The organism is Rothia mucilaginosa ATCC 25296, from assembly GCF_000175615.1.
GTDB lineage: Bacteria > Actinomycetota > Actinomycetes > Actinomycetales > Micrococcaceae > Rothia > Rothia mucilaginosa.
Genome location: NZ_ACVO01000005.1, coordinates 17,409 through 38,350 on the forward strand (window position 1 = coordinate 17,409; position 20,942 = coordinate 38,350).

Annotated in this window: 15 protein-coding genes and 1 tRNA gene; 10 read left to right on the plus strand and 6 right to left on the minus strand. The window is 58.5% G+C overall.

The features are described 5' to 3' along the window. The first annotated feature begins 88 nt into the window (after nucleotides 1-88). The 6 genes from der to ROTMU0001_RS01320 all read left to right on the plus strand — a co-directional run bounded on the left by der (nucleotide 89) and on the right by ROTMU0001_RS01320 (nucleotide 9,171). On the plus strand, nucleotides 89-1,669 hold the full coding sequence (der, locus tag ROTMU0001_RS01295) for a ribosome biogenesis GTPase Der (RefSeq protein WP_005507702.1): 1,581 nt from the start codon (nucleotides 89-91) through the stop codon (nucleotides 1,667-1,669). 214 nt (nucleotides 1,670-1,883) lie between these two features. Continuing rightward, a tRNA-Pro gene (locus ROTMU0001_RS01300) sits at nucleotides 1,884-1,957 on the plus strand. Between the two features lie 580 nt (nucleotides 1,958-2,537). Continuing rightward, the gene (locus ROTMU0001_RS01305; RefSeq protein ID WP_005507703.1) at nucleotides 2,538-4,175 is read left to right on the plus strand and encodes an L-lactate permease; all 1,638 of its coding nucleotides are present in this window, start codon (nucleotides 2,538-2,540) and stop codon (nucleotides 4,173-4,175) included. Nucleotides 4,176-4,684: 509 nt separating this feature from the next. Then, entirely contained in the window at nucleotides 4,685-6,307 is a 1,623-nt protein-coding gene (locus ROTMU0001_RS01310) for an L-lactate permease (RefSeq protein ID WP_005507704.1), read from the plus strand. Nucleotides 6,308-6,884: 577 nt separating this feature from the next. Beyond that, the gene (locus tag ROTMU0001_RS01315) at nucleotides 6,885-8,507 is read left to right on the plus strand and encodes an L-lactate permease (RefSeq protein WP_005507705.1); all 1,623 of its coding nucleotides are present in this window, start codon (nucleotides 6,885-6,887) and stop codon (nucleotides 8,505-8,507) included. Nucleotides 8,508-8,781: 274 nt separating this feature from the next. Further along, nucleotides 8,782-9,171, plus strand: a complete 390-nt coding sequence (locus ROTMU0001_RS01320) for a DUF1304 domain-containing protein (protein ID WP_005506606.1) — start codon at nucleotides 8,782-8,784, stop codon at nucleotides 9,169-9,171. Nucleotides 9,172-9,307: 136 nt separating this feature from the next. On the opposite strand, the gene ROTMU0001_RS01325 is transcribed toward ROTMU0001_RS01320, so the two are convergent. Together ROTMU0001_RS01325 and ROTMU0001_RS01330 are read right to left on the minus strand one after the other, a co-directional pair. After that, entirely contained in the window at nucleotides 9,308-10,096 is a 789-nt protein-coding gene (locus ROTMU0001_RS01325) for a DNA-3-methyladenine glycosylase I (RefSeq protein WP_005507706.1), read from the minus strand. Nucleotides 10,097-10,311: 215 nt separating this feature from the next. Continuing rightward, nucleotides 10,312-10,923 carry a methylated-DNA--[protein]-cysteine S-methyltransferase gene (locus ROTMU0001_RS01330; protein ID WP_005507707.1) on the minus strand — a complete coding sequence of 204 codons (612 nt, stop codon included), beginning with the start codon at nucleotides 10,921-10,923 and terminating at the stop codon, nucleotides 10,312-10,314. A 336-nt stretch (nucleotides 10,924-11,259) separates the two neighbouring features. Here ROTMU0001_RS01330 and ROTMU0001_RS01335 point away from each other — a divergent pair, with 336 nt between their 5' ends. Beyond that, nucleotides 11,260-11,874 (plus strand): hypothetical protein, encoded by a 615-nt coding sequence (locus tag ROTMU0001_RS01335; RefSeq protein WP_044141902.1) that lies wholly within the window; start codon nucleotides 11,260-11,262, stop codon nucleotides 11,872-11,874. 68 nt (nucleotides 11,875-11,942) lie between these two features. Here ROTMU0001_RS01335 and ROTMU0001_RS01340 read toward each other — a convergent pair whose 3' ends face one another. From ROTMU0001_RS01340 to ROTMU0001_RS01355, 4 genes are all read right to left on the minus strand, one after another. Continuing rightward, nucleotides 11,943-12,257: an N-acyl-D-glutamate deacylase gene (locus tag ROTMU0001_RS01340; RefSeq protein ID WP_245534270.1), complete on the minus strand. Its 315-nt coding sequence runs from the start codon at nucleotides 12,255-12,257 to the stop codon at nucleotides 11,943-11,945. Between the two features lie 667 nt (nucleotides 12,258-12,924). Then, the gene (glpK, locus tag ROTMU0001_RS01345) at nucleotides 12,925-14,481 is read right to left on the minus strand and encodes a glycerol kinase GlpK (protein WP_005507710.1); all 1,557 of its coding nucleotides are present in this window, start codon (nucleotides 14,479-14,481) and stop codon (nucleotides 12,925-12,927) included. Between the two features lie 42 nt (nucleotides 14,482-14,523). Further along, nucleotides 14,524-15,321 (minus strand): MIP/aquaporin family protein, encoded by a 798-nt coding sequence (locus ROTMU0001_RS01350; RefSeq protein ID WP_005507711.1) that lies wholly within the window; start codon nucleotides 15,319-15,321, stop codon nucleotides 14,524-14,526. A gap of 346 nt (nucleotides 15,322-15,667) precedes the next feature. After that, nucleotides 15,668-17,413: a glycerol-3-phosphate dehydrogenase/oxidase gene (locus ROTMU0001_RS01355; RefSeq protein ID WP_005507714.1), complete on the minus strand. Its 1,746-nt coding sequence runs from the start codon at nucleotides 17,411-17,413 to the stop codon at nucleotides 15,668-15,670. Nucleotides 17,414-17,535: 122 nt separating this feature from the next. Between ROTMU0001_RS01355 and ROTMU0001_RS01360 the strand changes: the two genes are divergently transcribed. The 3 genes from ROTMU0001_RS01360 to ROTMU0001_RS01370 all read left to right on the plus strand — a co-directional run bounded on the left by ROTMU0001_RS01360 (nucleotide 17,536) and on the right by ROTMU0001_RS01370 (nucleotide 20,937). Then, nucleotides 17,536-18,483 carry a sugar-binding transcriptional regulator gene (locus tag ROTMU0001_RS01360; RefSeq protein ID WP_005507715.1) on the plus strand — a complete coding sequence of 316 codons (948 nt, stop codon included), beginning with the start codon at nucleotides 17,536-17,538 and terminating at the stop codon, nucleotides 18,481-18,483. Nucleotides 18,484-18,745: 262 nt separating this feature from the next. Beyond that, on the plus strand, nucleotides 18,746-20,122 hold the full coding sequence (locus ROTMU0001_RS01365; protein ID WP_005507717.1) for a hypothetical protein: 1,377 nt from the start codon (nucleotides 18,746-18,748) through the stop codon (nucleotides 20,120-20,122). An 11-nt stretch (nucleotides 20,123-20,133) separates the two neighbouring features. After that, nucleotides 20,134-20,937 (plus strand): hypothetical protein, encoded by an 804-nt coding sequence (locus tag ROTMU0001_RS01370; protein WP_005507718.1) that lies wholly within the window; start codon nucleotides 20,134-20,136, stop codon nucleotides 20,935-20,937. The last annotated feature ends 5 nt before the right edge of the window (nucleotides 20,938-20,942 follow it).

The following is a 20,942-nucleotide window of genomic DNA, read 5'->3' on the forward strand; positions in this document are numbered from 1 at the left end:
TGGTGCATCTACTCCCGAGAAGACGTTGAGCCGCGCTCGCGTGCTGACCTTTGGGTTGGGCGTGGGGCGGGTAGAGAAAGGAATGCGCATGGCTGAGGACGCTATCCGCGACGATTACGAAGATAAGTACCTGGGCGGTGGCGAGGACGACGTTATCGAGCGCCTCGCTGAGATTGATGATGAGACCGCTGATCAGCGTGCTCAGGCTCTTCTTGAGGGTCTTGAGGACTACGACCTGGATGAAGAGGACCGCGCCCTGCTGGGTGCCTGGGGCTTCGACATTGAGGATGAGGAAGAGCAGCTTGCTGATCCGGTAGTGGCGATTGTTGGCCGCCCGAACGTGGGTAAGTCGACCATCATTAACCGTATTCTGGGCCGCCGTGAAGCGGTGGTTGAGGATAAGCCGGGTGTGACTCGTGACCGCGTGTCCTATAAGGCTGAGTGGCTGGGTAAGAGCTTCACCCTGGTTGATACCGGTGGTTGGGAGTCTGACGCTCGCGGTATTGATGCTCAGGTTGCTGAGCAGGCTGAGATCGCTGTGGAGCAGGCCGACGTTGTGGTCCTGGTGGTGGATGCCCGCGTGGGTGTGACCGCTTCGGACGAGCAGATTGTGCGTATGCTGCGCCGCGTGAAGAAGCCGATCATTCTGATTGCTAACAAGATTGACGACGCTCACCTGGAGCCGGAGATTTATAACCTCTGGTCGCTGGGTATGGGTCAGCCGTTCCCGGTGTCGGGTCTGCACGGTCGTGGCCTGGCGGATGCTCTGGACGAGATCCTTGAGGTCATGCCGGAGCACTCGCAGTTCGCTCAGCCGGAGGCGCTGGGTGGCCCGCGTCGTGTGGCTCTGGTGGGTCGCCCGAACGTGGGTAAGTCGTCGCTGCTGAATAAGCTGGCTGGTTCTGAGCGTGCCGTGGTGAATGACCTGGCTGGTACGACTCGTGACCCGATTGACGAGATTATTGAGCTGGGTGGCTACCCTTGGCGTTTTGTGGATACCGCGGGTATTCGCCGTCGCCAGCATATGGCTAAGGGTGCGGAGTTCTACTCTTCGCTGCGTACTCAGACTGCTCTGGAGCGTTCTGAGGTTGCCGTGGTGCTGCTGGATGTTTCCGAGCCGATTTCTGAGCAGGATGTGCGTATCGTGCAGACTGTGATTGATTCGGGTCGTGCGATGGTTCTGGCATTCAATAAGTGGGATACCCTCGATGAGGATCGCCGCGACATGCTTGAGCGCGAGATTGACCGCGACCTGGCGCACGTGCAGTGGGCGCCTCGCGTGAACATTTCGGCGAAGACTGGCTGGCACAAGGACAAGCTGGTGCCCGCCCTGGAGCACTCGCTGGAGTCGTGGGATTCGCGTATTCCGACCGGCCGCCTGAACGCATTCCTGGGTGAGATTGTGGCCGCGCATCCGCACCCGATGCGCGGTGGTAAGCAGCCGCGCATCCTGTTCGGTACTCAGGTGTCTTCGCGTCCGCCGAAGTTCGTGCTCTTTACCACCGGTTTCTTGGATCCGGGTTACCGTCGCTTCATTATGCGTCGTCTGCGTGAGACTTTTGATTTCACGGGTACTCCGATTGAGATTTCGATGCGTGTGCGTGAGCGCCGCTCCCTGGGTGAGCGTCAGAGCGCGAAGGCTAAGAAGGGTAAGAGCGGCCGCCGCTAGTAGCGGGGGTGTCTGCCTGATGCCGTGTTGCTGGGCTGGCCCCTTGTTAGGCTTGGCCCCCGCGCGCTGGATTCTGCACGGAAAATCCGTGAGGAAAAGATTTTTAAGATTTTTTCTAAAAATAGGGATTCTGGCTTGCGCGGGGGTTAAAAGCCCGGTATAGTTATTCGAGTGTTCAGGGGAAACCTTGAAAACAATATCGTGAATAACGAATCGGGTTGTGGCGCAGCTTGGTAGCGCACTTGACTGGGGGTCAAGGGGTCGCAGGTTCAAATCCTGTCAACCCGACAGATAAAGCTCCGGAAGGTTTTTCCTTCCGGAGCTTTTTTGTATGCCGTTTAGTGGTTTTTGTTTTGCTTGCTTGGATGGGGAAATGCGGGAGCCGGCGCCAAAAACACGGCTGGAAGCACCGAAGTGCGCTCTCTTCCTTGGGATGGCGGGGGAGAGGTCGGTATCGCACCTGTAAAGCGGTGGGGCTTTAGGTTAGTGTGCAATTATGAGCTTCGATCTAAATGTTGGAATATGCCCGATTTTGTGGGTGATGGGTGGTACATTGGGTACACAAGGAATCGCGTTTTAGCGGTCAGAAATTTTAGCTTTGGCACTGAATTTCCCTTGACAAATCAAGGAATATTTAGGTTTCTGTGACTAAAACACGACTTCATACACACTGAATTTCATAGCCGCAAAACCAACACGAACCCAAGTGAAGGCAAATATCCCGGTGGGATAGCCTCCCCAACTCACAAGACGACAGGGAGCCAGGCCTTATGCACACGGCACACACACCGCCACGCGCACCATTGGGTAGGCTTTACGGCACAACTCGATCCCGCCCCTCCGGGCGCGGAAAGGAACGCAATACACTATGTGGCAGCAAGTCTACGACCCGCTGAACTCGAGCGCGCTCTCCGCACTCGTGGCAGCAGTCCCGATTATTTTCTTCCTTCTGGGCCTCACCGTCCTGAAGCTCAGCGGTATTAAATCTGCCGTCATCTCCCTGGCGCTCGCACTCGTTATCGGTTGCGCTATCTTCGGCATGCCCGTCACCGCAGGTGCCGGCTCCATCCTCTACGGTTTCCTCTCGGGCATGTGGCCCATCGGCTGGATCGTTCTTATGGCAGTGTGGCTCTACCGCATTTCCGTGCGTTCCGGCGGCTTCGAAATCGTTCGTTCCTCCATCTCCTCCATCTCTACCGACCAGCGCGTCCAGATGCTGCTGATTGCCTTCTGCTTCGGCGGCTTCCTTGAAGGTGCTGCAGGCTTCGGTATCCCGATCGCTATCTGTGCTGCACTGCTCGTGTCCCTGGGCTTCAACCCGCTCAAGGCTGCAATGTTCGCGCTGATTGCTAACGTGAGCTCCGGTGCGTACGGTGCAATCGGTATCCCCGTGACCACCGCAGCTACCCGCGGTGGCGTGGACCTGCACGGCCTGTCCACCGAGCTGGTTCTGGTGATCCAGATCATCGCGGCTCTCATCCCCGTACTGCTCGTCGCTATTCAGGACGGTATCCGCGGTATCCGCGAAGTTGGTCTGGTAGCACTGATTGTTGGTCTGATCTACTCCGGCGGCCAGTCCGTCCTGCTCGCAGGCCTCGGTAACCCCGAGCTCGTCGACATCATCCCGCCGCTGCTGGCTCTGGTCGCACTGGCACTCATCATGCAGAAGTGGCAGCCGAAGCACATCTTCCGCGAGCCCACCGCTCCCTCCCTGGAAGAAGTTCAGGCTCAGCAGAGCGTCAAGCACTCCGGTGGTCAGATTCTCAAGGCATGGAGCCCCTTCGTCTACCTGTCCGTCGTGATTCTGCTCTGGTCCACCGCGATGAAGCCGCTCTTCGCTAAGGGCGGTCTGCTGGCCTTCAGCAACATCACCTTCCCCGTTCCGTGGCTGCACCAGACCATCCAGCAGGTGGCACCGATTGTTGCAAAGCCCAAGGCTATTGACGTGACCTACACCTGGAACATCATTGGTGCTTCCGGTACCGCAATTCTGGTCGCTGCAATCATCACCATCCTGACCTCCTCCATCAGCTGGGGTGAGGCTATCGAGGAACTCGGTGCAACCTGGAAGCAGCTGCAGACCCCGATCATCATGATCTGCCTGGTTATGTCCGTTGCTAACGTTATGAACTACGCGGGTATGATTACCTCCATCGCACTGGCTGTTGCCGCTGTGGGCGCAATCTTCCCGCTGCTGTCCCCGATCATCGGTTGGATCGGCGTGTTCGTGACCGGCTCCGTGGTGAACAACAACATCCTCTTCGCAGGCCTGCAGGCTACCACCGCACAGCAGATTGGCGTCAGCCAGACCCTGCTGGTTGCATCTAACACCGCCGGTGGTGTGATGGCGAAGATCGTCTCCCCGCAGTCCATCGCAATTGCAGCTGCTGCTGTGAACAGCGCAGGCGAGGAATCCAAGATTACCTCCATGGCGATCAAATACAGCGCGGCCCTGCTGGCTATCACCTGTGTTTGGGTTTACGTCCTGTCCCTGGTTGTAGCCTAAACAGCGTGAAACCCCGACGCGTGTAACCTACCTTCTTTGAGGGTAAGGTGCCCGCGACACGGTTGAGCGAAAGCCCCCTTCTACTTCGGTAGGAGGGGGCTTTCGCGTTTCTGTGTTTGTGCGCCGGGGAGGAGGTTCGCGACTAAGGAGCGCAATTATGCACATAAGTATCATTTGTGCACACTTAAGGTCACCCTATCCTGAAGTCTCGAGGAAGACCTGTTAGCTTAGACAGATAAAGTCATGAGTACCTAGTGAGCGGGAAAGAGTCCCGCTCACCACCGCCGCGCCACGGTATATGGCCACGGAATATTGCCTCGGAATATCGCCACGTCATACAAGCAAACGCCCGGCAGCTCAAGACCATCACGCTTCACCGATGGACCCATCCACGACGCAAGGATTGGGCCCATCGGTTTTTATGCGGCCTAACGCTTCCATACAGCACAGGTGCCGTACCGGAAGAAGCGACCGCTAATACACACAGACCGAAAGGAACACCCGCCCCAATGTGGCAGCAAACCTACGACCCGCTAAACGCACCGGTGCTCTCCGCGCTGGTTGCCGCAGTGCCCATCGTCCTCTTCCTGCTGGGCCTGACCGTCCTGAAACTCAGCGGCCTCAAATCAGCACTGCTGACCCTCGTCACCACCCTCATCATCGGCTGTGCCATCTTTGGCCTGCCCATCACCGCAGGTGCCGGTTCCATCCTCTCCGGCTTCCTCGCCGGAGCATGGCCCATCGGCTGGATCGTGCTCATGGCTGTGTGGCTCTACCGCATCGCCGTGCGCGCCGGTAACTTCGACATCGTGCGCTCCTCCGTCTCCTCCATCTCGAACGATCAGCGCATCCAGGTGCTACTGATTGCCTTCTGCTTCGGTGGATTCATCGAAGGCGCGGCAGGCTTCGGCATCCCGATCGCTATCTCCGCGGCACTGCTGGTATCCCTGGGTTTCAACCCCCTCAAAGCATCCATGCTGGCGCTGGTAGCCAACGCCGCATCCGGCGCATACGGTGCTATCGGTATCCCCGTGACCACCGCAGCTAAGGTCGGCGGCCTGGACACCGCGCACCTGTCCGCAGGCATGGTTCCGGTACTGCAGATCTTCGTCGCCTTCGTGCCGCTGCTGATGGTCGCAATCCAGGACGGCATGCGCGGCATCCGCGAAGTCGGCCTGGTTGCGCTCATGACCGGCGTCATCTTCTCCGGCGGTCAGGCAGCTATCCTGATGCTGCTCGGCTCTCCCGAACTGGTCGACATCATCCCGCCGCTGCTGTCCCTGGTAGCACTGGCGCTCGTGATGCAGAAGTGGCAGCCCAAGCACATCTTCCGCGAGCCCACCGCACCCAGCCTCGAAGAAGCCCAGGCTCAGCAGAACGTGAAGCACACCGGCGGCGAGATTGTTAAGGCGTGGAGCCCCTTCATCTTCCTCTCCGCAACCATCCTGCTCTGGTCCACTGCCCTGAAGCCGATTTTCGCAACCAACGGCCCGCTGGGTGCTGCAACCCTGGCGTTCCCCATCCCCGGCATTCACGAAGCCATCACCACCGGTGCCGGCAAGACCGTGACCGCGATGTTCTCCTGGAACACCCTGGGCGCATCCGGCACCGCAATTCTGGTGGCGGCACTCATCACCATCCTGACCTCCTCTATCAGCTGGGGTGAAGCCTTCGAAGAACTCGGCGGTACCTGGAACCAGCTGAAGATGCCGATCCTCATGATCTGCCTGGTCATGTCCGTCGCAAACGTCATGAACTATGCCGGTATGACCACCTCCATCGCTCTGGCGCTCGCGGCAGCCGGCCCGGTCTTCCCGCTGCTGTCCCCGATTATCGGTTGGATTGGCGTGTTCGTGACCGGCTCCGTGACCAACGCTAACGTGCTCTTCGCGGGCCTGCAGTCCACCACCGCAGCCCAGATCGCTGTTGACCCGACCCTGCTTGTTGCCGCAAACACCGCCGGTGGCGTGATGGGCAAGATCGTCTCCCCGCAGTCCATCGCGATCGCGGCGGCGGCTGTGAACAGCGCAGGCGAGGAATCGAAGATTACCTCCATGTCCATCAAGTACAGCGCTATTCTGCTGGGCCTGGTCTGCGTCTGGTCCTTCGCTCTGTCGCTCATGGCTGGCTAAAGCCATTCCTGAGGCTCATACCGGGGCAGATAGCAACGTGACGCTGAACCCCTGATGATTCTGAGGTAAAGCCCCCTTCTCGACCCGTGCGGTCGAGGAGGGGGCTTTATTCTTACCTGCCGCCGTATAGATTTAGCTCGGGTAGTAGAAAAGGGTCTGGCCGGAGAAAATAACTACCGACAAGGACTAAATCGTAATGACTCTTAACTAGCGTTTCACACTGTAAAAGCACCCACTACCTAGCAAAGGACCCACCTGCCACAGTGATACAGTTCTCAGTGGGCATTGGCGCCGTAGGCGAGAGCACGAGCTAAGGAACTTTTAGCTTCGAGGCCTCCAACGAGAGAACCAACGCCCCGCATCGTGGAAATATCCTTCCCCGCGCCCCCTGCCTTCAGCCAAGGCTACAACACAGACACATGATGTTGCTACGCCTTTCACGTTCAGGGACCCTCAGCGGTAGAGGCGTCGTGAGGCTACGCCTCGCACTACCCCATAAGGGCAGGCGGACGCACCCTACAGCGGCATCCAAACCGCTGTAGGTACACCCTGCGGCGAGGAAGGACATACCACTCTCATGTGGTCGCAAACCTACGATCCCCTCAACTCCCCGGTGCTCTCCGCGCTCGTAGCGGCATCCCCCATTATTCTTTTTCTACTCTGCCTCACGGTTTTCAAACTCAGCGGCATCAAATCAGCGCTAATCACCCTAGCCCTGACCCTGTGCATCGCGCTCGGAGTCTTCCACCTGCCCTGGACAGCAGCCGCAGGTTCTATTTTCTACGGATTCCTCTCGGCGCTATGGCCTATTGCATGGATTGTGCTCATGGCAGTGTGGCTCTACCGCATCGCGGTGCGCAGCGGAAAATTCGCCATCGTGAGGTCCTCCGTCTCCTCAATCTCAGCGGACCAGCGCATCCAGGTGCTACTCATCGCCCTCTGCTTTGCCGGGTTTATTGAGGGCGCGGCGGGCTTCGGCATCCCGATTGCTATTTCTGTAGCGCTACTGGTTGCCCTGGGCTTCAACCCGCTCAAAGCCGCTATGCTCTCCCTGGTCGCTAACGCCACCGTGGGCGCCTACGGTGCGGTCGGTATTCCTGTGACCACCGGTGCCGCTATCGGTAACGTAGACCTGGGGTACCTATCCAGCCAGATGGTTTGGGTCCTGCAGATCTTTGCGGCCCTCGTACCCGTGCTCGTGGTAGCTATTCAGGACGGTCTGCGCGGCATTCGTGAGGTAGGCTTAGTAGCGCTCGCAACCGGTATCGTGATTTCTGGCTTGCAGAGCATCATGCTGTGGGTCCTGCAGGACCCCGAGCTCATCGGCATTTTGCCGCCCCTTGTCGGACTGGTGTTCCTGGCGGTCGTGATGCACTTCTGGCAGCCCAAGCACGTCTATCGCGAGCCCACCGCACCGACCCTGGAAGAGCTCTCCGCGCAGGACGAACCGACGTACAGCCTGCGCGAAGTTGCGAGCGCCTGGAGCCCCTTCATCTTCCTTTCCATCACCATCCTGCTCTGGTCCACCGTGCTACGCCCCGTCTTTGACCATAACGGAGCCCTGGGCTTTGCAAACCTGAGCTTCCATGTGCCCGGTATCCACCATCAGATTGGCGACGGTGAAGGCCTGGCTATCCACGCGGTCTTCAACTGGAACATCCTGGGTGCGGCGGGTACCGCCATTCTGGTGGCGGCTCTGCTCTCTGCGTTCACCTCGAAAATTACCGTCCGTGAGACTCTGCAGGAGCTTAACGGTGCATGGCAGCAGTTGAAGAAACCCATCTACATGATTTGCCTGGTCATGTCCGTAGCAAACCTCATGAACTACGCGGGCATGACCTCCTCCATCGCTCTGGCGGTAGCTACCGCGGGTGCGCTCTTCCCGCTCTTCTCGCCCATAATCGGCTGGGTTGGCGTGTTCGTGACCGGTTCGGTGACCAACAACAACGTGCTCTTCGCCGGTCTGCAGGCAAGCACCGCGCATCAGATTGGTGTAGACCCCGCCATGCTGGTTGCAGCCAATACCTCCGGTGGTGTGATGGGCAAGATTGTGTCCCCGCAGTCGATTGCGGTGGCGGTTGCCGCCGTGAACGAGGCAGGGCAGGAGTCGAAGGTTACCTCCATAACCATCAAGTACAGTCTCTTCCTGCTGGTACTGCTGTGCATTTGGACGTACCTGCTCACGCTCATCGTGCACTAGGCTTTTAAACGACTTTTCCTGTCTTCGAGGAAGAACCGGAAAGATGGGCTGAACGCTCGTTGCGACGTAACGTCGTGGCGAGCGTTCGCCGTATCTGAGGTATCCGATGTCATACGATGCGGATAATCCACTCGGCAGGAGTAGAATTAGTGTTTGTGCCCACACACCGGAGACGTGCACAGGAGAGGCTGCCCGGCTGTTATCTGTGCGTTACTCGCTCGCCCGCTACGTGAGACACACGGCTAACAGATGACCTACTACTCAAGGAGAAACAATGCAGGCACTCGCAACGGTCACCACCGTTTTTGCCTTCGTAGCAATCGCTATTCACGTGTACATCTGGATTATCGAATCCTTCCTCTGGACTAAGCCTAAGGGTCGCGAAACCTTCGGAATGACCGAAGAATTCGCCGAGTCTACCAAGGAGATGGCAGCAAACCAGGGCCTGTACAACCTGATGCTCGCCTGGATCGCCGCAACCGGTCTGCTCGCTTTCTGGTTCGGCTCCCCGCAGGTAGGTGTGGCACTCATGTTCGCAGGCCTGGGCTCCATGGCGATTGCCGGTGTCTACCTGTTCCTCACCTCCCCGGATAAGCGCAAGCCGGCACTGATTCAGCTGACCCCGCCGCTGCTGGCGCTGATTTTCCTCTTCGTGATGATCTAACCCTGTGACGATCTAATTCAGAGCGGAACCTCTCAACGTATAGAAGCCGCGTGCTTACTTCTACGAAGTGGCGCGCGGCTTTTCTGCGCCCTTAGACGCGAGCACGCCGAGCGTGGGGAGCTTAGGGCGAGGGGGCTTAGGTAAAGAGCCCCGAACAGCCGCGCCGATGCGAGTCCACCAGGTGCGCATCCACCATGCCGACCGCGCACATGAGCGCATAGGCAGTCACCGGACCCAAGAACACACCTCCTAGAGCTTTAAAAGATTTGGCAAGAAGCGCGGACTCGGGTGTATCGGTAGGAATATCCTCCAGGGTATGCGGCGCGATAGTCTCGTGCGGCGCGAAGGACCACAGCCACGCCGGTAGCCCGCCCGGTACACGCGTGCCGTCGGATAGGGTGCGCTCGCGCATCCGGTTCAGGTCTTCATCGCTTAGCGTACGAGCTCGACGACGGCGAGTATTCGGCGCCTCAACACTATCCGTATTGGTCGGGGCAGAAGAGTGGGTGATAAGGGGAAGATTAATATCCTCCGCGGATGCGTCATACGGCGTGGCGGCAAGCTCACGCATCCGAAGGGTCAGCCGCGCGTTGGAGATGACCGCGCGAATCTTCCGCTCGTTACGGATAATGTCTTCGTTTTGGAGGAGTCGCGCAACATCCTGGTCGGTGAACGCTGCTACGCGTTCGGGGTCGAAACCTTCGAAAGCGCGACGAAATGCCTCACGGCGGGCAAGAATCGTGCGCCAGGAGAGCCCCACCTGAAAAGCCTCGAGGCTTAGGGCTTCGAAGAGCCCCCGCTCATCGGTGATGGGCATACCCCATTCGGTGTCGTAGTAGTCGCGCAGAAGCTCATCGGTTACCCACGTGGGGTAGCTCGGGGCGTTTTCGAAGGGGTCGGCGGGAATAGTAGGTTGCGAGGTCACGGTTTCTCCTCTCTGAGATTGCTGAGCTCATCCGAGTATTTCGGAAGCATGTTCTACTTAAACACTAGCCCTGGCGTGAGTAAATCGCAAGTATATTCGATTACGTGTCGTGGTGCAGAGCACTGAAACCGAAAACAGGTACGACAGAGGGCGGAGCCCGCATCTGATGCGCGCTCCGCCCTCTGATAAGCCTCAAATACCGCCGGGTGACGTGGCTAGAAGAGCCGCGCCTCCCGCACCTCTTCCGGCTCCTCCAGATCGAGGAGGAACTGCTTACGTTCAACACCGCCAGCGTAGCCCGTCAAACTACCATCAGCACCAATAACGCGGTGACACGGAATCATAATAGAAACCTTATTGCGGCCGACCGCCTGACCCACCGCCTGCGCCGGAGCACCGGGACCAACCGCGCGCGAAATCTCGCCGTAAGTGGTGGTGTACCCGGCAGGAACAGTCTTCAGATGCTCCCACACAATCAGCTGAAAATCGGTGCCCTCAGGATCTAGAGGCAACGTAAAAGAAGTGCGCTTGCGCTCAAAATACTCGGAGAGCTCTGCCTCAGCACGCGACAGCAGCTGCGCTGCAGCATACTCACCGGCTGGCTCTTCACCATCTGCAACGCCGTGCTCCCGCAGATAGACATCCGGATTCTCAACGAGTCCACCAAGCTCATGGGGGAGCGGGAAGTGCGCCTGATCCTCGTACCAGATGCCCACAATTGCATCCGCACGGGCGGCAAGGTAGAGCACGCCGACGGGGCTTGCGTAGCGCGTGTACCAGCGCGCGAGCGCTTCCGGCGGCTGCGGCGAATCGGTCGCTTTGGTCATGCTCTTCCTCGTAGGCTCGTGGGTGTGTACTGCAGATGGTGCAAGGGTAAATACCCCTTTCAACCATCATAGGGGAGGGGTGCCTCCGTACCGTACCCGTAGCGGGTTTTGTCTATAACTGACCGCTATATATGAGATGTATGCACCGCCGTTGAAACATCTCAGGATGCCCCGTCAATTTTGCCTGAACCTGAAGAGCTGGCATTCTGTGAAGTACACACCGATACACCGCAATTCAATACTCCGGCTTCTCCACCCCGCAGCGGGTAGGGGATGGCCTGTGTTTCTCGTGCCTCAACGATGAGTTCAACGACGACTGAAATTGCAAGGAGAAACATGGAAGACCTGAAAGACCTCCGCCGGCAACTCAAAGAAAACCCGGAGAGCCGAGAACTCAATAACCGTTACGCGCAGGCGTGCCTCGACATTGCGAAAGAATATACCGTTACGTCCCAGAGACATATCTTTATTTGCTCGCCCTCAGATTTAGAAGCCGTACGGTACGTCATGGCCAAGATCCCTAACGCTTCGCTTCTAGACGGCGAAACCTTGCAGGAATACAAATGCCTGGAGAGGGCCGTTACCCAAGCCCGTATGAATAGAGGTAAACCTGGCAGTAAGATGGGCATTTACTATGCCCTCATCTTTTTTATAGTGATGCCTTCCATGGCGGCACCAGTCCTTCTGCTGTGGGAGTTCACCGTGCTTGGCTCAGACCATACCCGGGACCCGAGAGCCCTCATTTTTCTGATTCCTGTCGCTCTCATTACCGCTGCGCTTCTCTGGGTTGGGTGGCTTTTTGAACGAATCCCCGGCTGGAAATATAACGCTCTGATCGTCGAAAAGAATAAAAAGATAGAACTAGCCAGAGCCGAAGCTGAAACGCGTCAAAGCGCTGAATCGAACCGTTCAGACATGGTTGCAGTACCGGACTCTGAACCGCAATCTTAAAGTAAATGTGCCGCCTCACCGGTATCAGCGAGGCGGCACATTTTGCTATCTAGGGGATGAGGAGCTCGCTACTTAGCGGCTACTCCATCAGCGTTGCCCTCCGTGTGGTGCAGATGCGGCAGATGAGTCGAGTGCAGGTCGTGGCCGAGCACATCGTGCGCATCCGGATCCTCGTTCGGGAGCACGTGCGAGTACTTGGAGTAGTAGCGGTACAGCGCGTAGGCGCCAATCACAGTCAGTACGATAGCAACGCCCAGAGCCCACGGCACAGCGGAGGCAGAATACATAACAGAGAAGAGCACCAACAGCCAGGAGAGAGCAGCTACAAGAACCGAAACGTTCATAGCAATAATTGCAAGCTTACGGCGACGGACATCAACCATAATCGGTGCGGGAAAACCCGCTCCCTCCTTCCAACGGAGCCTATCTCCGTTCTCGCGTGCACCCGAAGGTGTCAGATGCTTAACTAACCGCCATCTTCGGCGACCAGAATAGAATCAATAAGCCTATATACCAATGATACGGCGCTTGAAGTAGACATCAAAGGCAAACAAACGCTGTTAGACCAACCCCACACAACATGTGAACGGGTATCTCAACAAGGGGCATAAAACCAGTGATTTTTACAGCGAGAACTGCAGCACGAAAAGCGAACCCCACTCATCGTTAACGCAGAGAACCCAGTAACAAGAGATAAAAGTCCGTCCGCCGCGGTACGTGAAGCACCACGGCGGACGGGCGTGTAAATAAAGTATCAGCGCGAACCGTCGGCTCCTGTCAGGACAGCGCATGAATATGTCGCGTACGCGTCCTGTGCGGTACTGACACCTCACGAACAACACCGCGCCAGGTGATCGGCGGAAGATACCAAATTTACAAAAACCAACGGTACCCCAGCACTAATTTTTGTAGAAATTACGCCGCAATAAACGCTGAATTGAGCGTCATAAAACAGCGAAAAGCCCCGGCTGCTTCAACCCCATAGCGGGGGAGAAGCAGCCGGGGCGTCGCTAGTACGCGGGCCGTGCCTTTAGGCAACGGGTGCTGCGATTAGGCGGTCGGAACGTCCTCGTCAACCCACTCGAGGGTGCGGGAGACAGCCTTCTTCCACAGGCGGTACTGGCGGTCAACCTCTGCGGGCTCCATGGAGGGCAGCCAGCGCTTGTCCTCAGCCCAGTTGTCCACAACGTCCTGCTCGCCGCTCCAGAAACCAACAGCGATACCTGCAGCGTATGCTGCACCCAGAGCGGTGGTCTCAACAACCTTCGGGCGGATCACGGGAACGCCGAGGATGTCAGCCTGGAACTGCATGAGGAACTCGTTAGCGGTCATGCCGCCGTCCACGCGCAGCTCGGAGAGCTCAACACCGGAGTCAGCGTTCATTGCGTCCAGAACTTCGCGCGTCTGGAATGCGGTTGCTTCCAGCGCCGCACGCACGATGTGTGCACGGTTCACGTAGCGGGTCAGACCAACGATGACGCCGCGAGCGTCGGAACGCCAGTGAGGTGCGAACAGGCCGGAGAATGCGGGAACAACGTAGCAGCCACCGGAGTCCTTGACGGAGGTGGCCAGTTCCTCAGACTCTGCAGCGTGCTCAATCATGCGCAGGTTGTCGCGCAGCCACTGGATCAGGGAGCCGCTCATTGCGACCGAGCCTTCCAGAGCGTAGACGGGGGCAGCGTCGCCAATCTTGTAGGCGACGGTGGTCAGCAGACCGTTGTTGGAGAAGACGGGCTCGTTGCCGGTGTTCATGAGCATGAAGTTACCGGTACCGTAGGTGTTCTTCGCCATGCCCTTCTCGAAGCAAGCCTGACCGAAGGTTGCGGCCTGCTGGTCGCCCAGGATGCCCGCGATGGGGGTGCCTGCGAGCAGACCGGTTGCGCGGCCGAAGCCGTACACCTCGGAGGAGGACTTGATTTCGGGCAGCATGCTCATGGGGATGCCCATGTCTGCAGCAATCTGCGGATCCCATTCGAGGGTGCGGATGTTCATCAGCAGGGTGCGGGATGCGTTGGTTACGTCGGTTACGTGAACGCCGCCGTCAACACCACCGGTCAGGTTCCAGACCAGCCAGGTGTCGGTGTTGCCGAAGAGCAGGTCGCCGCGTTCTGCGCGTTCGCGTGCGCCTTCAACGTTGTCCAGAATCCACTTGATCTTGGGGCCGGAGAAGTAGGTAGAGAGGTTCAGGCCGACGATGTCGTGGTACTTGCCAACGCCCTCTTCGCCTGCGAGCTCTTCAACGATTTCCTGGGTGCGGGTGTCCTGCCAGACGATTGCGTTGTAGACGGGCTCACCGGTGTTCTTGTCCCACACGACGGTGGTTTCACGCTGGTTGGTGATGCCGACTGCAGCGATTTCGTGGTGGTTGACTTCGCCGTTTGCCATGGCGGTTGCTACGACCTTACGGACGTTCTGCCAAATTTCGGTTGCGTTGTGCTCGACCCAGCCTGCCTTGGGGAAGATCTGCTCGTGCTCGAGCTGACCGTGCGCTACGTTCTCGCCCGCCTTGTTGAACAGGATCGCGCGGGAGCTCGTCGTGCCCTGGTCAATGGAGAGGATGTACTTGCGCTCGACGTTGAGGGTTGCGGAGTGCAGAGAAGTCGTCATTGATTTTTCCTTAGAACAAAAGAACGGGGATATTAGAGAGGTTTAGAGGGGCAGAACTGCCGGAACGATCAGGCCTGCGAGGATAGCGCCGATGATCGGGCCAACAACCGGAACCCAAGCGTAAGACCAGTTGGAACCGGTCTTACCGGGGATGGGCAGGAAGGTGTAGGCGATACGGGGGCCGAGGTCACGGGCGGGGTTGATAGCGTAACCGGTTGCGCCACCAAGGCTCATACCGATAGAAACAACGACCAGGGCAACAGCCAAGGGGCCAATCTGGGCGGGGGTCTTACCGGATGCGATGATCCAGCCAATCAGGACGAAGGTGCCGATAATCTCGGTGAGCAAGTTCCAGCCGTAGGACTTGATGGCGGGGCCGGTTGCGAAGATGCCGAGGCGGTCGCCCGGGTCCTCATCGAAGTGCTTCTTGTAAGTCAGGTAGGCTGCGGTTGCACCAGCCATTGCGCCGAGCATCTGAGCGACGATGTACAGGGTGATGTTCAGCGGGGTTGCGGGAACGCCAGTTGCCAGGTCGCGGCCTGCAGTTGCCAGACCAACGGTCACAGCGGGGCTCAGATGTGCACCGGAGTGGAAGGAGAGGTATACGGCGGTGAACACTGCCAGACCCCAACCGAAGGTGATAACAACCCAGCCTGCGTCCTTAGCGTAGGACTTCTTGAGGGTCACTGCGGCGCATACGCCGGCACCGAGCAGAATCAGGATGAAGGTACCGAAGAACTCGGAAAGTACAAAACCAAGAGTGGTGGGGGCACCGGATGCATCCACGAGTGCGGATGAACCGGCTGCAAGTACAGTTCCTGCGGAAGCAAGAAGAGACATTGATGCTCCTTGAAGACGAAGCGTCTGGAAGGCAAGCGAACCGATGCTTGTTTGTTCCTGTGCCGTCCTCCCCGCAATGCGGTTTTGGGGGCACAACGCTGTGCTGAAATGTGTAGCGGTTGCTACGAAAATGTTGGTTGAATGTCTGAATGGGAAGCAGATTGCACTGTAGGTTAGTCCTGTATTTAGCGCTCTGCTTCTTGTGCAGGGGGTTTATCGTAAACGGTTATTTAACCGTCCGTCCACCCCTCACCGAAAATATGAGTTAGCCCATATCGGTGAGGGGCGAATGGTCGGTTCGTACCAAATAATCGGTTACGAAAGGTATGTGTGGAATCTCTAAGGATTAGAGCTTCACACGAGGTGCCACGGGGGTGACAGCCTCAATCTTTGCCGATGCCTCAGCATCGGTGGAGGTGGACTCTGCCTCGCGCATTGCTGCAACGCGTGCGGCGTAGAGGTCGAGTTCCTCCTTGACCTTCTTGTCGTCCCAGCCGAGCTCGGCACGCAGGATGTCGAGGATCTCGTCTGCTGCTGCCAGGCCGCGGTCGCGCTGCTCGAGGTCGAGGCGTACGCGGCGGACCAGAACGTCCTCCAGGTGCAGTGCACCTTCGTAGCGGACAGCGAAGACGACGTCTGCACGCAGGAACTGGGGTGCCTTAGCCAGGGGAGCACCGAGGGAGGGGTCAGCGTCGATGAGAGCGCCGAGGTCCTCAATCTGCGCGCCGTAACGCTCGAGCAGGTGGGTGATACGGTCCTCATCCCAGCCGTAACGCTCTGCGTAGCGTGCACGGTTAGCAGCGATTGCGTGGTAGCCGTCTGCACCGACCAGGCCGATGGTTGCGGTTACGGAGGGGTTCTGCTTAGCCTGCTCGCCCAGCGCGAAGTCGACAGCGTCGGCAGCCATGACACGGTAGGTGGTGAGCTTGCCGCCTGCGATTGCGCTCATGCCGGGTGCAACCTCGGTCACGGTGTGCTCGCGGGAAACCTTGGTGGATGCTGCGCCGTCCTTGACCTTGGGCTGTAGCAGCGGGCGCAGGCCGGTGTAGGTGCCGATGATGTCTTCGCGGGTCAGCGGGTTAGCGATCAGCTTGTTCGCCTGCATCAACACGTAGTCGATGTCCTTGCTGGTTGCGACGGGGCGCTCGCGGTCCTCGGTGTAGGGGGTGTCAGTGGTGCCGATGATCCAGTAACGCTGCCAGGGAATGATGAAGAGAACGGACTTCTCGGTCTTGGTGAAGATACCGCTGGTTGCGTTGATGCGGTCGCGGGGAACCACGATGTGGATACCCTTGGATGCCAGAACCTCCAAGCCTGCATCGGGGTTAGCCAGAGACTCGGACTCTTCGGTCCACACGCCGGTTGCGTTGATGACGTGCTTTGCGCGTACGTTCAGGCGCTCGCCGGTTTCCAGGTCTGCCAGCTCTGCGCCGATGACGCGGCCGGATGCGTCCTTGGTGAAGCCGACAACCTGGGTGCGGGATGCAGCCAGTGCGCCGTAGCTTGCAGCGGTGCGGACGACGTCGATGACGAGGCGTGCGTCGTCAACGCGTGCGTCGTAGAACTGGATTGCGCCGCTGAATGCGGAGTCCTTGATGTCGGGGAAGACGGTCTTGGTGCCGGCCTTGGTGAAGTGACGCTGGGAGGGGACGCCCTTGTTGCCGCGGGATCCGAGGAATGCCAGGGTGTCGTACATGCCGATGCCGATTGCGGAGTATGCGCGCTCGATGACGGGCATCTTCAGAGGCCACAGGAAGGGCTGTGCGTGCACGAGGTGGGGTGCAATCTTGTTCAGCAACAGGCCGCGCTCGGTGAGAGCTTCGGTCACGAGCTTGAAGTCGAGGTTGTAGAGGTAGCGCAGGCCACCGTGAACGAGCTTGGAGGACCATGCACTGGTGCCTGCAGCCCAGTCACCTGCTTCGACGATGCCGGTGCGCAGACCGCGGGTTGCTGCGTCGAGGGCAATACCTGCACCGGTAATGCCGCCGCCCACAACCAGGATGTCGAGTTCTTCGTTGACCATGCTCTTGAGGGCCTTGGCGCGGGACTCAGCGGTCAGCTGGGACTGCTGTGCAATGTGCTGGGAGCTCATGTAGTGCTCTTTCTTGTCGTGCCGCGTGAGCGGCGTGGGGTTTCATCTTGCAAATAGTAAAACCCAATGGTGAAATAATAACCAAGCCACATGAACGGATTTTCATCGGAGGTCTGTACTCAATGAACGAACGCACTAACCACACATATGAGGCAGCGCAGCTGTACTACATCCACAACATGACGATGGACGCTATCGCGGCTCGTCTGGGGGTTTCTCGAGCCACTGTGTCACGTCTGCTTAAAAGTGCTCGTGAGAGCGGCATGGTACAGATTCGTCTAGATGATTCCTTCCGTGCCCGCAACGAGCTTGAGCGCCGCATCGGCGAGCGCTATAAGGTGCGCGTTACCCTCGTGAATGTCCGTTCGGACGCCACCCCCATTGCCCGTATGAGTCAGGTATCCCGTACCGCGGCGGCTCTCCTTGATTCCCTGATTGATAATGGAACGAGCCTGGGCGTGGCGTGGGGGTCGACTATGACTGAGATTTCTCGTCATCTGCCGCGTCGTCCTCTGAAGGGTGTGACGGTGGTTCAGCTGAACGGCGCCGGTAATGCGCACCATTCGGGTATTCCGTACCTGGGCTCTCTGCTGGGGCAGCTGGTGAATGCTTATGATGCGCAGGCGATTCACTTCCCTGTTCCCGCGTTCTTTGACTATGCGGAGACGAAGACCGCCATGTGGCGTGAGCGTAGCGTGCAGAAGAATCTGCATGCCCAGCAGAATGTTGACCTCGCTATTTTTGGCGTGGGTGCTTTTGGTGGACCTATTCCTTCTCACGTGTATTCGGGTGGCTATTTTGAGGTGCAGGAGCAGCGTCAGTTGCGTGAGCTGGGCGTTGTGGGGGATATGTGCACAATTCTTCTGCGTGAGGACGGCTCGTGGGCTGATCTTGAGTTGAATAAGCGTGCGTCCGGTCCGACTCCGAAGGAGCTTGCCCGCATTCCGCGCCGTATTTGCGTTGCGTCCGGTACTCACCGTGTGCGTGCTTTGCGCGGCGCGTTGCGTACGGGTGCGATTACTGACTTGGTTCTTGATGATGCCCTGGCAAAGGCGCTCATGGAGAAATAGCTAAAAATAATCGCCGCGAGTGCGAGAGTCCGTGGTGATGGGGTAAAGGGGCACTTTGAATCTGAAAGGGTAGTGCTTGAGAGCTTTCCAGGTGAAGCTCTCAAGTGTCGCCTGAACAATGTTTCAATGTGCCCTTTAGTGTCGTCAAAAACTGCTTTCTGACCCTACAATGTGAAACGTTTGCGCATGTGAAAGTGCATATTAGTGCACTCCGTTGAATCCAATGAAGGTGTGCGCCACTCACCGTTAGAAAGAACCAACCATGACTCCCACCTATAACGCCCAGGCGAATCCGCACCTGGGCGCACCCGGCATTACCACCATGCACGGTGATGCCCAGTCTTCCGACGCTACTCCTCTTGCCGGCCCCGGCGCTGGCGACTGGAAGATTACCGGCACGAAGCTCGGCGGCGCCTGCCCGACGATCCTTGCTGGACGCGACGGCTTCATTCAGGTGCTCTGCACCCAGGTTTTCGCCCACGGCGAGTTCATTACCCCGAAACTCTCTATCCTTGACCCGCATACCGGCCGCGAGCTCTCCCACTTGGACATCCCGAAGGGCGCACTGCTGGGCGGCGTGTACGCCTACCTCGACGCGCAGGACCGAATGGTTCTGGTGGATGGCTCTCAGTGTCTGCTGCGCCTCTCCCACTCTGCTGACGGACGCAGTATCCGAGTTGATGAGCGTATTGACCTGAGCCGCATGCTCGCGCAGAGCGCTAATGACGCTGTGGTTGGTCTGGTACCCGACTGGTCCGGACGCATTTGGGTTGCGACGAAGAACGGCTACATTGCGGTGATTGATTCTGCCCGCGGCACGATTCGCTCGATGCGCCTGAATAAGGCGTCGATTGCGGGTGAGCGTATCGATAACTCGATTTCGGCGTGCCCGCAGGGCGTGAGCGTGGTGACCTCCCACGCTATTTATATGCTGAACGCTACCGCAACCGGCGCGCCCACCCTCAAGTGGTGGCATGCGTACGACCGCGGTAGCGCCCGCAAGCCCGGTAAGCTCGCGTGGGGTTCCGGTGCCTCCCCGACGTTCTTCGGTCCGCACGGTTCGGATTACGTGATGCTGACCGATAACTCTGATATTCAGGAATCGGTCATTGTGTACCGCACCGATAACGGCGCGAAGGTCGGTAGCGTCGGCCTGTTTACTGCCGGTACCTCTGGCACTGAGAACTCCATGATCGGTGTGGGTAACACGATGGTCGGTGCAAGCACCTACGGCTACCCCTACCCGAAGTACCCGGAGGGCGCCGGCCCGTCGGTTCCTGCGAATGCGCTTTTTGCTCCCGGTATGGAGCGTTGGGATATTACCGACCGCGGTCTGCGGAAGATCTGGGACCGTAAGGATGTGTACTCTTCGGCTGTTCCTCGCTATTCCACCGCTGACGGCCTGATTTACACCTGTGAGCGTCGCCGCGGTCCGGCTGGCTTGGCGAATGGTGCTTACGCGTGGGCTGTCGCGCTAGACATGGAAACCGGTAAGACGATGCACGAGCAGCGCCTGCCTCAGCATGTGAGCCTGCTGCTTGGCGGTGGCGACACCCTGCAAATGGTGGGCACGATTGACCGTTACGGCACCTGGTGGCAGGGCACAATTAGCGGCGTGTACCGTATCGCGAAGGCTTAGAGGAGTAGAAAATGACTAAGAATAATCTGATGAACGCTTCTCGCCGTACCGCGTTGAAGGTTGCGGGCGCTTCGGCTGCCCTGGTGGCTGGCGGCGTGAGCGCTGCGGAGGCGGCAACTCGTTCGGGTGGTAAGCGCGCTCGCGTGACCCCTGTGACCCAGCGCCCTGGTGGACAGCGTGGTGGACAGCGCGGTCAGCACGGTGGTGGACAGAACGGCGGCGTGGCGAGTTCTGCGCTGGTGCAGGTTCCGATGCGCTATAACGAGTCGTGCATCCGCCTGGAGTTGAAGGGTGCTAACGGTGTGCAGGCTGTGTCTTTGCAGACTCAGCCGGCGCGTACTGTTGCTTTCCGGAATCTGCCGACTCGCCTGAGCATTATTAATGAGGGCAATTCGACGCTGCCGGTGGGTACTCGTCTGATGGTGCGTGCTCGCGCGCAGGACCCGAAGACTGGTTTGCTGTTGAATCCTGCGGTGACTCTTCGTGTTACCTCGGGTCAGGCAGTGCTACCTTCGGGTAACCTGGGTGCTTCGGTCCTGGTGGCTCCTGTGGATGCTCTGAATCTTGATGCGGTGCGCCGTAGCGAGCAGACCGGTCAGGCTGGTGCCGGTACTGAGAATGTTCTGGAGTTGCGCACCGCTATTCCTCGCGGTCATTGCCTGGATGTTCAGCTGAATTATCAGGTGGCTTCGGGTGTTGCCGGTTCTGCGTTGAAGCAGGTTCATGTGAGCGCCGTGCTGGATATGGCTGCGGCTGGTTTGTCCTCGTCGTTCTATGAGGTGCAGAGTCCGGCTGTGGTTGCTTCGCTGAACTAGCAGTT

Coding starts and splice junctions, on each gene's coding strand:
- der (WP_005507702.1), top strand. CDS start 89: ATGGCTGAGGACGCTATCCGCGACGATTACGAAGATAAGTACCTGGGC.
- ROTMU0001_RS01305 (WP_005507703.1), top strand. CDS start 2,538: ATGTGGCAGCAAGTCTACGACCCGCTGAACTCGAGCGCGCTCTCCGCA.
- ROTMU0001_RS01310 (WP_005507704.1), top strand. CDS start 4,685: ATGTGGCAGCAAACCTACGACCCGCTAAACGCACCGGTGCTCTCCGCG.
- ROTMU0001_RS01315 (WP_005507705.1), top strand. CDS start 6,885: ATGTGGTCGCAAACCTACGATCCCCTCAACTCCCCGGTGCTCTCCGCG.
- ROTMU0001_RS01320 (WP_005506606.1), top strand. CDS start 8,782: ATGCAGGCACTCGCAACGGTCACCACCGTTTTTGCCTTCGTAGCAATC.
- ROTMU0001_RS01330 (WP_005507707.1), bottom strand. CDS start 10,923: ATGACCAAAGCGACCGATTCGCCGCAGCCGCCGGAAGCGCTCGCGCGC.
- ROTMU0001_RS01335 (WP_044141902.1), top strand. CDS start 11,260: ATGGAAGACCTGAAAGACCTCCGCCGGCAACTCAAAGAAAACCCGGAG.
- ROTMU0001_RS01340 (WP_245534270.1), bottom strand. CDS start 12,257: ATGGTTGATGTCCGTCGCCGTAAGCTTGCAATTATTGCTATGAACGTT.
- glpK (WP_005507710.1), bottom strand. CDS start 14,481: ATGACGACTTCTCTGCACTCCGCAACCCTCAACGTCGAGCGCAAGTAC.
- ROTMU0001_RS01350 (WP_005507711.1), bottom strand. CDS start 15,321: ATGTCTCTTCTTGCTTCCGCAGGAACTGTACTTGCAGCCGGTTCATCC.
- ROTMU0001_RS01355 (WP_005507714.1), bottom strand. CDS start 17,413: ATGAGCTCCCAGCACATTGCACAGCAGTCCCAGCTGACCGCTGAGTCC.
- ROTMU0001_RS01360 (WP_005507715.1), top strand. CDS start 17,536: ATGAACGAACGCACTAACCACACATATGAGGCAGCGCAGCTGTACTAC.
- ROTMU0001_RS01365 (WP_005507717.1), top strand. CDS start 18,746: ATGACTCCCACCTATAACGCCCAGGCGAATCCGCACCTGGGCGCACCC.
- ROTMU0001_RS01370 (WP_005507718.1), top strand. CDS start 20,134: ATGACTAAGAATAATCTGATGAACGCTTCTCGCCGTACCGCGTTGAAG.